8 protein-coding genes are annotated in these 9861 nt (G+C 36.9%); 6 read left to right on the top strand and 2 right to left on the bottom strand.

Features of this window, described 5'->3' with window-relative positions; translation table 11 throughout:
• The 6 genes from AC1DRF_RS10905 to AC1DRF_RS10880 all read left to right on the top strand — a co-directional run.
• Window positions 1–1614, top strand: a 1614-nt coding sequence (locus tag AC1DRF_RS10905; RefSeq protein WP_477740728.1) for a YheC/YheD family protein, incomplete at its 5' end; no start/stop codon positions are given.
• The gene (locus tag AC1DRF_RS10900; RefSeq protein WP_477740727.1) at window positions 1611–3020 is read left to right on the top strand and encodes a Mur ligase family protein; all 1410 of its coding nucleotides are present in this window, start codon (window positions 1611–1613) and stop codon (window positions 3018–3020) included. The genes AC1DRF_RS10905 and AC1DRF_RS10900, both read left to right, overlap by 4 nt.
• Before the next feature lie 13 nt (window positions 3021–3033).
• Window positions 3034–4551 carry a phosphoenolpyruvate mutase gene (gene aepX, locus AC1DRF_RS10895; RefSeq protein ID WP_427075682.1) on the top strand — a complete coding sequence of 506 codons (1518 nt, stop codon included), beginning with the start codon at window positions 3034–3036 and terminating at the stop codon, window positions 4549–4551.
• Complete coding sequence (gene aepY, locus AC1DRF_RS10890; RefSeq protein WP_427075772.1) at window positions 4544–5674, top strand: phosphonopyruvate decarboxylase; 1131 nt, start codon at window positions 4544–4546, stop codon at window positions 5672–5674. The genes aepX and aepY overlap by 8 nt, the downstream gene beginning before the upstream one ends.
• Window positions 5667–7508, top strand: a complete 1842-nt coding sequence (locus AC1DRF_RS10885) for a 2-aminoethylphosphonate aminotransferase (protein ID WP_427075681.1) — start codon at window positions 5667–5669, stop codon at window positions 7506–7508. The genes aepY and AC1DRF_RS10885 overlap by 8 nt, the downstream gene beginning before the upstream one ends.
• A 7-nt stretch (window positions 7509–7515) precedes the next feature.
• Window positions 7516–7938, top strand: coding sequence for an NUDIX hydrolase (locus AC1DRF_RS10880; RefSeq protein WP_427075680.1), 423 nt, complete (start codon window positions 7516–7518; stop codon window positions 7936–7938).
• A gap of 111 nt (window positions 7939–8049) precedes the next feature.
• Here the strand turns inward: AC1DRF_RS10880 and budA are convergent, their stop codons facing one another.
• Both budA and alsS read right to left on the bottom strand, forming a co-directional pair.
• Window positions 8050–8763 (bottom strand): acetolactate decarboxylase, encoded by a 714-nt coding sequence (budA, locus tag AC1DRF_RS10875; protein WP_043980365.1) that lies wholly within the window; start codon window positions 8761–8763, stop codon window positions 8050–8052.
• A gap of 15 nt (window positions 8764–8778) precedes the next feature.
• Window positions 8779–9861 (bottom strand): acetolactate synthase AlsS (gene alsS, locus AC1DRF_RS10870; RefSeq protein WP_477740726.1); only part of this gene is annotated, 1083 nt, incomplete at its 5' end.

The raw sequence follows: 9861 nt of genomic DNA, 5'->3' as shown, positions 1-9861 counted from the left end.
GAGATTATCGACCCTAGAATTACTCTCTCCACTTTAGCTCTTGCTCAGCTAGTTGCTACCCATCATCATGAATTAAAAAGCGAATTTTTATTTCATCCACTTACGCAACGTGCTTACTATCAAGGGAATAAAATCTTTCTTAAACGAATGTGGAAAGATATCAAGGCCAATCTTATGAAAACATCCAGCTATCCACATTATCAAAATGAACTATCTTTTCTATTTGAAATGATAGAAAAAGAAATTCCTTGTGATGAATCAAATGATATTCGGCGGAATTGGAATGTAAAGATTTCTAAAGAAATCTATGACCGCGGACATATTATTCAAATCCCCAAAAAACTCCGTTTAAAATACGGCCTCAAAGAGGGGCAGTCTACGATTGTTAGTGCAGGAAAGGCAATATCAACTGCAACTGTTCATTCTTATCCTTTTTCATTTCGCCATCCAAATATGGTTCAACTCTCTAAATCTCTCCGTGATAAATTATCTCTCCCGAAAGATTGGTGCCCCAAGCTATCAGCTTCAGAAGGCATCATAACTTTAGGTCCTATCATTGGCATTCTTGCTAACCGTCCTTTTGAAAGACAAACAACCTATTTCCATCATCTATGTCGCTTAGCAACTGAAAAGCGAATGCTTGTATATGTGTTTGAACCCGAAGATATTGATTGGGAGAAAAAATTGGTTAAAGGAACAACTATTAACGGTGAAGGGCTTTATCCTTTTCCTGCTGTTATTTATGACCGTTATTTCATAGATGGCAGAAAGAATATTTTAATAGATGAAGTAAGGGCAAAACTTCAGGCGGTTTATAAAATTCCTTTTGTTAATTCTTCAAATTTGTTTCAGCTCACGGGAGATAAGTGGGCAACATATGAACTTCTTATGAAAGAATATGAAGAATTTCTTCCAGAGTCACGTCTGGTACAAAATTCTGGTGACATTGCAGAAATGCTTGATAACTACGGAGAAGTCTATTTAAAACCGCTTGGCGGAGCCTTAAGTAAAGGAGTCATGCGTATCGTTCGCCGACCAACAGGGATCTTTTGGTTTGATCTTAATAAAAAAGAGCTGCATCAATTCAGTAATATGGAAGAATTATTTACTTTGCTCTCTCCTTTGATGAAAAACAATCCTTATCTTGTTCAGGAAGGAATTCGCAGAAAACAGCATAAAGATAAAAATTTAGAAATACGGGTTTATATGCAAAAAAATGAAAAGCAAATTTGGCTTCGAACGGGTATGGTTGCGCGTCTCACCGGTGAAGATGTGCTAACGGAAGATTCTGAAACGAATATGCGCCTCAGTAAAATATTAAACAGTTTATATCCTGATCCAACAGACAGAAGGCTCATTATAAACCAATTAGCTAAAGTATCTAAAAATATTGTTGCAACAGTAGAGGAGAAAGTGGGTCCTTTTGGGGAGCTAGCGGTAGATTTATGTATAGATCAGTACGGTTCCATAAAGTTACTTGAAATAAATGCAAAACCAGATAGTCTATTCTCACAAATTAGAGCCTACAAGCTGCGTACTTTGGCGGGGATTCGTCTGCTTAATTATGCGTCTTCACTGGCTGGTTACGAAGAAGAAAAGGAGGATTTAACATGAAGCACTTCACATTAAATGAAATCCTTAAACAAACGGGAGGAGACCTTTGTTATGGATCAGGAAATCCTGTTATTAAACATGCTATAAACTACGCTAAAAAGGATATAGAGGATCATACACTCATCTTTCATTTAGATAGAGAACCGATTAGAGGGAAGTATTGGAAAGAAAATCATTCAATTGTCGTTATAACAGATCACCCTGAGCTGTGCACGAACTTAGAGGGAAATATTATTCTTGTTAAAACAGCTCAATTAGAAGAGGCTTATTGGAAATTTATTGAATACTACCGAGGGCTCTTTGATCTTCCTGTTATTGGTGTTACAGGGACTTGTGGGAAAACGACCACGAAAGAGATGATCCGACAAATATTAATTGAAGATTATAAAGTGAAAGCTACGTGGATGAGTATGAATTCTATGTCTGTAAATCTACGTTATTTAACAGGTATTGATGATACGACAGAAGTAGCTGTTTTTGAAATGCCAGTCGCTTATCCGGGCTATTTAAAAGTTGCGTGTCGCTACTTTCAGCCACAAATACGAATTCTATTAAATATAGGCGTACACCATCTCGCTGATTGTGAAACACCTGAAGAATATATGAAAGCAAAAGCCGAAATTGTAGAAGGTTTAGATCCAAATAGAGGCATTTTGATTTTAAACGCAGATGATGAAAATATTAAGAGAGTGCTTGATGTTAGTCATCTGCAAAATGTTGTATATATAGGTAAAAATGATAGTTCCCAATTTCAAGCAAAGAATATTAAATATGCCAAGGGAGGAATGGCTTTCACTTTAAAGCACCAAGACAAAGAGTACGATGCCTTTATCCCTGGATATGGTGAACATAATGTGTATAATGCACTGGCCGCCATTGCTGCAGTATTTTATGTGGGCGTTGATATTTCCGTTGCCATACAAAGACTTAGCTTATTTGAACAAGTAGAAGAACATTTGGAATTTAAAAGAGGAATGAATGAATGTACGGTAATTAATGATACATGGAACTCTTCACCTTTATCGATGGCTACAGCTCTCGGAGTTCTTAGTGATATGTCAAAAGAGAAACAATCTATTGCTTTATTAGGTTACATGCCTCAGCTAGGAGAAGGACCTTATGCAATTAAACAATATGAAGATATGGGAAAAAAAGCAGCGGAATCAAAGATTGATATTTTAGTGGTAGTAGGAGAAGAAGCAAAAGCTATTGGGACAGGAGCTTTAAAATGTGGAATGGACCCTAATAAAGTCTATTTTTGCAAGACTGGTGATGAAGTATACAATGTGCTAGCGCCATATTTAAATGAAAATACAATAATTTTATTAAAAGTAACGCATCGTGTTATGACAAAACCTACTTTTAAAGAATTAAGAAATAAACTTATTCCAGACAACGAAGAGTAAAAGGAGGATAGACATGAAGAAGACTAAACAGCTAAGAGAGTTGATAGAAAGTAAACAGCTAGAGTTTATTATGGAGGCTCACAGTGCGCTATCTGCAAAGATTGTAGAAGAAGCAGGGTTCAAAGGGATATGGGCCAGCGGCCTGTCATTATCTGCAGCACTGGGTGTAAGAGATAATAACGAGGCTTCATGGACACAGGTATTAGACATCTTAGAGTTTATGAGTGACGCAACGTCCGTTCCAATTCTTCTTGATGGGGATACAGGCTATGGGAACTTTAATAATGCAAGAAGATTAGTTAAGAAATTGGAGCAGCGAGACATTCCAGGCGTATGTATTGAAGATAAATTGTTTCCAAAAACAAACTCATTTATTAAAGGTGAAGCACAGCCGCTTGCAGATATTAATGAATTTTGCGGCAAAATTAAAGCAATGAAAGATAGCCAAAATGACGAAGATTTTGTAGTGGTATCGCGTGTAGAAGCTTTTATTGCAGGGTGGGGGCTGAAGGAAGCTTTAAAGCGTGCAGAAGCTTATCGCCAAGCGGGAACCGACGCCGTTTTGATTCATAGTAAAAGGTCAGATATGACAGAGATTGAAGCTTTTATGAAAGAGTGGGGAAACAGGCTTCCAGTTATTATTGTTCCAACCAAATATTATTCGGTTCCAACTGATAAATTTAGTGATTTAGGAATTAGCTTGAGTATTTGGGCCAACCATAACTTAAGATCTTCCATTACAGCTATGCAAAAAACGTCCGCTCAGATTTATTGCGATAGAAGTTTGATTAATGTAGAAAAAAATGTCTCTCCGCTTGAGGAAGTTTTCCGTCTTCAAAAAGCTGAAGAGCTCGATATCGCAGAGAAACTTTATTTAAGCTCTGCCAATCATAGCACGAACGCTATGATTCTGTTAAAAGAATCAGCAAATGAAGCTTTGATAACTGAGCAGATAAATCAGTTAAAAAAAGTCGGCGTGACAAATAGTATAAAAGTAGGTTCCAACAAAGCTATGGAAGATAAGGCGTTTCCTAATAAAGGAGAATTATATCATCTCTATGCTGCAAGAGATAAGCTAGGAACGGCTACTTTAATAAGCGATAGTAACATCGTATATAAAACACATGTTTTTGAGGAGTTAATTCATGAAAGCGGTGATATCACGATCGTAGCAGGAGCTGATTATGAGTTAAAAGGGAATCAAACATCTTATGTAACTGCTAAACTTCCCTATTCTAAGCAGCTGTATTCCAAAACAGTAGACTTGATTCAAATGTCGTGCAATCCAAACTCTAACAACATTCACGGTGAATTCATTGGTCTTTGGAAAGTTTCTGGAAAAGGCACTGAGGTTGTAAAAAAAGCTTTGGAAGAATTGGCACAAAGAAAAGATTTTGCTCAGCTCACGTTTTCTGATTTCTTTAATTATATTAATCTAATTCACCCGGTTGCTGTTAAATATACGATGGGGTCATGGATAGATACCGAAACGTATACAAAGATTCAAAAAGATGGTGGGAGAAATGATTAGTACGTCCGTATTTGGAACTCAATTAAAAAAACTAGGTTTTCAATTTTATAGCGGGGTTCCTTGTTCCTATCTTAAACATCTTATTAACTACGCTATCAACGAATGTGAATATGTTTCAGCAGCAAACGAAGGAGAAGCGGTAGCGATTGCTGCTGGGGCATCAATTGCTGGCAACAAAGCAGTTGTTTTAATGCAGAACTCCGGATTAGCAAATGCTGTTTCCCCTTTAACCTCTCTTATTCATCCGTTTAAAATTCCTGTCCTTGGATTTGTCAGTTTTCGTGGAGAACCTGGATTTCCAGATGAACCGCAGCATGAATTAATGGGAGAAATTACTCCTTTCCTGCTAAATACAATGAAAATAAAATGGGAATATTTATCATCTGATTTTGCCGAAGTTAAAAAACAATTACAGCGGGCTAATCAAACTGTTGAAAATAATGAAAGCTACTTCTTTATTGTAAAAAAAGGAACGTTTGAGCCAGTTAAGCTCTTAGAAAAATCAATAAAAAAAGTTACTCCTAAAATGAAAAGTGAACAGATAACAACCGATGAGTTACCTTCAAGGTATGAGGCATTACGAGTAGTTAATTCATTAAAAGACAACGATACTATTCAATTGGCCGCTACAGGAAAAACAGGAAGAGAGCTTTACGAAATAGAAGACGCAAGAAATAATTTTTATATGGTTGGATCTATGGGGTGCGTTAGTTCCATTGGTTTAGGCTTAGCTTTGAGCAAAAATGAAAAGAACATCATTACAATTGATGGAGACGGAGCGTTGCTTATGCGCATGGGGAATCTAGCAACCAACGGATACTACTGTCCAGCAAATTTATTACACATTCTTTTAGACAATCAAACCCATGATTCTACAGGGGGGCAACATACGGTCTCTCATAACATTAATTTTGTAGATATTGCTTCTTCCTGTGGATATCAAAATTCCATTCATGTTCATAACTTACATGAGTTAGAGACGTATATCAAACAGTGGAAAAGTGATAAAAAATTAACGTTTTTATATCTTAAAATAGCGAAAGGATCTAAAAAGAACCTGGGGCGTCCTGAAATGAAGCCTTATGAAGTCAGAGAAAGACTGCAGGTGTTTTTAGATGATTAAAACAGCTGTTATTCTAGCTGCAGGGATGGGGAGCAGGATTCGTAAAAGAGCTGGAAACCGCCCTAAAGGTTTTTTGATGATTGATGAAAAATCGATTATTGAACATTCCATTTCCAAGTTAATAGAAGCAGGAGTCAAGACGATTTTTATTGGAACAGGATATATGAAAGAAGAATATGAAAAGCTAATGGTTAGATATCCTCAAATAAAATGTGTTTATAATTCTAGATACGAAACAACGGGAAGCCTGTTTACGCTGTATCAATTTAAAAATTATATTAAAGAAGATTTTTTACTATTGGAATCAGATGTAATTTATGAAAAGAATGCGTTGGAAACATTAGTAAACCATTTGAGATCAGACGTCATACTAGCGAGTAAATTGAACGGTGCTGGCGATGAAGTTTATATTGAAGCTGATGAAAATAATAACCTTAAGAATATGTCAAAACAAAAAGAAGAGTTGAATAGTATCTATGCAGAACTAGTTGGTTTAACCAAACTCTCTTATGCTACATTTCAGAGACTTTGTGATGAAGCAAATACGCTGTTCCAGTTTAATCAAACGATCGATTATGAATATGGCCTCGTTAAAATTTCCGAAAAAGCAAATGTGTATGTTCATAAACTGGATAATTTGGCATGGTGTGAAGTGGATGATGAAGATCACTGGGCAAGAGCAACTGCTATTGTTTATCCGATTATTAAAGCTCGAGAAGGTGTTACGCATACAGTTAAGAGAAATATACTCCTAAACCCCGGACCGGCAACTACAACAGATACCGTCAAATATGCTCAAATAGTGGAAGACATTTGCCCGAGAGAAAAAGAATTTGGAGAGACGATGGAATTTATCTCTGCTGAACTAACAAAATTTGTGGGGAATCCAGAAAAGTATACTACGGTATTATTCGGCGGATCTGGAACGGCGGCAGTGGAATCGATTTTAAGTTCAGTAATTGATAATGGTACGGTTGTTATTATCAATAATGGTCCATACGGTGAAAGAATGTGTAAAATCGCTGAAATTTATGGACTGAATTATTTAGAATATAAAAGCTCCGCCGAGCAGGCTATTGATATGAACGACTTAGAAATTTTTGTGAAAAAGATTTCAACGAACGTTTCTTATCTGGCGCTTGTTCACTGTGAAACTTCCACGGGACTTCTTAATGATATTGAAAAAATTGGGGAATTTTGTGCAGTGAAAAATGTCGAAATGATTGTGGATGCAATGAGTTCTTATGCAGCTGTTCCAATTGACATGCAAAAAATGAATATAAGCTATCTAGCCGCAAGTGCAAATAAGAACCTTCAAGGAATGGCAGGCGTGTCGTTTGTTATAGCAAATAAAGACCGGTTAGAAAAAACGGAGCAAATAAAGCCTCGTAACCTTTATCTTCATTTATATGATCAGTATCGATATTTCCAAATGAATAAACAATTGCGTTTTACTCCTCCTGTTCAGACTATGTACGCCTTAAAGCAGGCAATTATAGAAACTCAGTGGGAAGGAATTGAGAAACGATATGAACGCTACTCAAAATCATGGACTACTTTAACGGATGGAATTACTCGGCTTGGGTTAACCTATTTGGTTCCTGAAACGCATCATTCTAAAATTATTACCTCTATCCTCGAGCCTTCCGATAAAAAGTATAATTTTGATATTATGCATGATTTTTTTTATAAACAAGGATTCACCATTTATCCTGGTAAAATTGATAAATTAGAAACGTTTCGAATAGCAAATATTGGTGATATCACATATAGAGATATAGAAAGATTTCTTCATCTTCTTGAACAATATCTTAACGGGCTAAAAGGAGAGTGAGAAAAAGTTGAATCAAAAATTAGCTGTAGCAGTTATGGTGGTAAATCAAGATCATCACGTGCTTCTAGTCAAGAACCATAGACGGGGATGGGAATTTCCAGGCGGTTTTGTTGAAGCAGGTGAATCAATAAAAGATGCGGGGATACGAGAAGTTAAAGAAGAATCTGGAATTGTTATTGAAGTGACCAACTTTCTAGGAGTAGAACAAGATGTTAAACGAGCTACTACTGTTATTTTATTAAAGGGAAAAGCGATTAGCGGGGAAATTTCTGTCTCCAATGAAACGCAGGATGTGGGATATTTTACGTTAGAAGAAGCAAAAAATATAATTAAATTAGATAACTTTAAGGATCGAATGGCTAGATGTCTAAAAGAGACTGAAATACCATTTTTCTATGTTTTAAAAGACACAGGCTCTTTTTACGTATAGGCGGAAGGTTTCTGTGTTGTGCTAGAAATGAAGCCTGAACGCGATTAAATAAAAAACGCTCATCGTCATGCATAACGATGAGCGTTTTTTTATCAGTAAAAGTATCGTTGTTTATTCAGCCGTCGCAATTTCTTCTTCTACATCATGGTCTTCTAAATTAGCATTTAAAAATTCACTTGTTTCCGATAAATTGAGATTTAATTTCGTTTTTTTGCAGATTTGAATTGTAACATCTTGAACAGAGACATCTAAAACATGTCCCCCTTCTTTTTTATATTCATCAATAAAGTGCAGGTGGTAGCCGGGAACACCGATGCCTGAAGAATATTCTGGCGTATAAAAACCTGCTAGTGTTCCATTTACATCTGAAGATGTAAATGTAGGCTGATCAGCAGCCGCATCTACCATAGAAGGATAGGGCTTCTCTTGCTTTGCAACCGTGCGCGTTTTTACTTCTTTAAACTTTCCGTCAATGCGAACTGCATAGAATAAATTCGGGCTAGGAATAAGCTCGTTCATTAAGGTTTCTAGTTGTTCACGATTCATTTCCTTTTCTACACGATAAGAGATATCTTCATAAAAGGTTGTCATAATGGCAAAAGGTGTTTTTGCATCTTCGCCAATAGGCGCGGCTTTCCCATCAGCAATATGATAAAATTCTCCGTCAAAGGCAATCATTTCACCGTCCAATTGATTAAACGTACCGATGCCGAAATCACCTTTCTTAGCTAAATCCTTGTATGTGACAATACCGTCAAATACTCCGTCTAATAAAGCGATCATGGTAGAAGTTTGGTGAATCGTTAATTTTTCTTTATTGCTCATTCTTTACCAGTCCTTTCAGTTAATTTGATCTGGCAGTAGCTGTGTATTTAATTTTTCATTATCTTTATAATCTACAGGAACATCGATGATAACTGGGCCTTGTTCACGAAAAGCGCTTGCTAGAGTGTCCGAAAATTCTTCTGGTGAGTTAACTCTAAATCCTTTGGCACCAAAACTTTCAGCAAGCGTAACAAAGTCTACACTGCCAAACTCTACTGCAGATTTTCGGCCATATTTAATCTGCTGTTGAAAGCCAACCATATCGTAGGTTTGATCGTTCCAGATAATGTGAACAATTGGTAAGTTTAATCGAACGGCTGTCTCGAGCTCCATAGCTGAAAATAAAAACCCGCCGTCTCCAGACATGGACAGAACTTTTTTATGGGGGCGAACGAGTGTAGCTGAAATAGCCCAAGGCAAAGCAACACCTAGTGTCTGCATACCGTTGCTGAATAGTAAATGCTGAGGTTCATAGGAACGAAAATAACGAGCCATCCATATGTAATGCGAACCAACGTCACATGTGATGGTAGTATCATCTTCAACAAAGTTCTGCAGAGCTTCAATTAATTGTAGGGGATGAAGGTAAGTGTCATTAGAAAACTCGTACTGATCGTCAGGTTGTTCAAGTTTACTTTTTAGCGTTTTTAAAAAAGAAGCACTTTCTTTTGAACGTATTAAATGTGGGAGTTTATCCGCTAATATGTCAATTGTGCTTGGAATATCCCCTACTAACTCAATTTCCGGCTGATAATGGTGATCAGCTTGTGCTTGTAAATCATCTAAATGAATAATGCTTCTTTGACTTTCTGAGTTCCAAAGAGAAGGAGGATATTCAACTGGGTCATATCCGATTGTTAAGACGACGTCAGCATGCTTCAATAAGACGTCTCCAGGCTGATTGCGAAAAAGACCTACTCGCCCAAAAAAGTGAGTTTCAAGCTCTCTTGAAACAGCTCCCGCACCTTGGAACGTTTCCACCACAGGAAGGTCATGTTCTGCTATAAGCTGACGGATTGATTCCACTGCTTTAGATTTACTTGCTCTCATACCTAAAAGCAAGACAGGTAGTTTTGCTGTGCGAATAGTGTGTATAGC

It is taken from the genome of Priestia sp. P5_B4, from assembly GCF_056400385.1.
Note: the sequence above shows the minus strand (reverse complement) of the source record. Positions and strands in the feature narration are given on the sequence as shown.

Bases quoted from the DNA above. Each gene is read 5' to 3' on its own strand.
- budA (WP_043980365.1), bottom strand. From the start codon at position 8,763: ATGAGCAATAAAGAAAAATTAACGATTCACCAAACTTCTACCATGATC.
- AC1DRF_RS10885 (WP_427075681.1), top strand. From the start codon at position 5,667: ATGATTAAAACAGCTGTTATTCTAGCTGCAGGGATGGGGAGCAGGATT.
- AC1DRF_RS10900 (WP_477740727.1), top strand. From the start codon at position 1,611: ATGAAGCACTTCACATTAAATGAAATCCTTAAACAAACGGGAGGAGAC.
- aepY (WP_427075772.1), top strand. From the start codon at position 4,544: ATGATTAGTACGTCCGTATTTGGAACTCAATTAAAAAAACTAGGTTTT.
- aepX (WP_427075682.1), top strand. From the start codon at position 3,034: ATGAAGAAGACTAAACAGCTAAGAGAGTTGATAGAAAGTAAACAGCTA.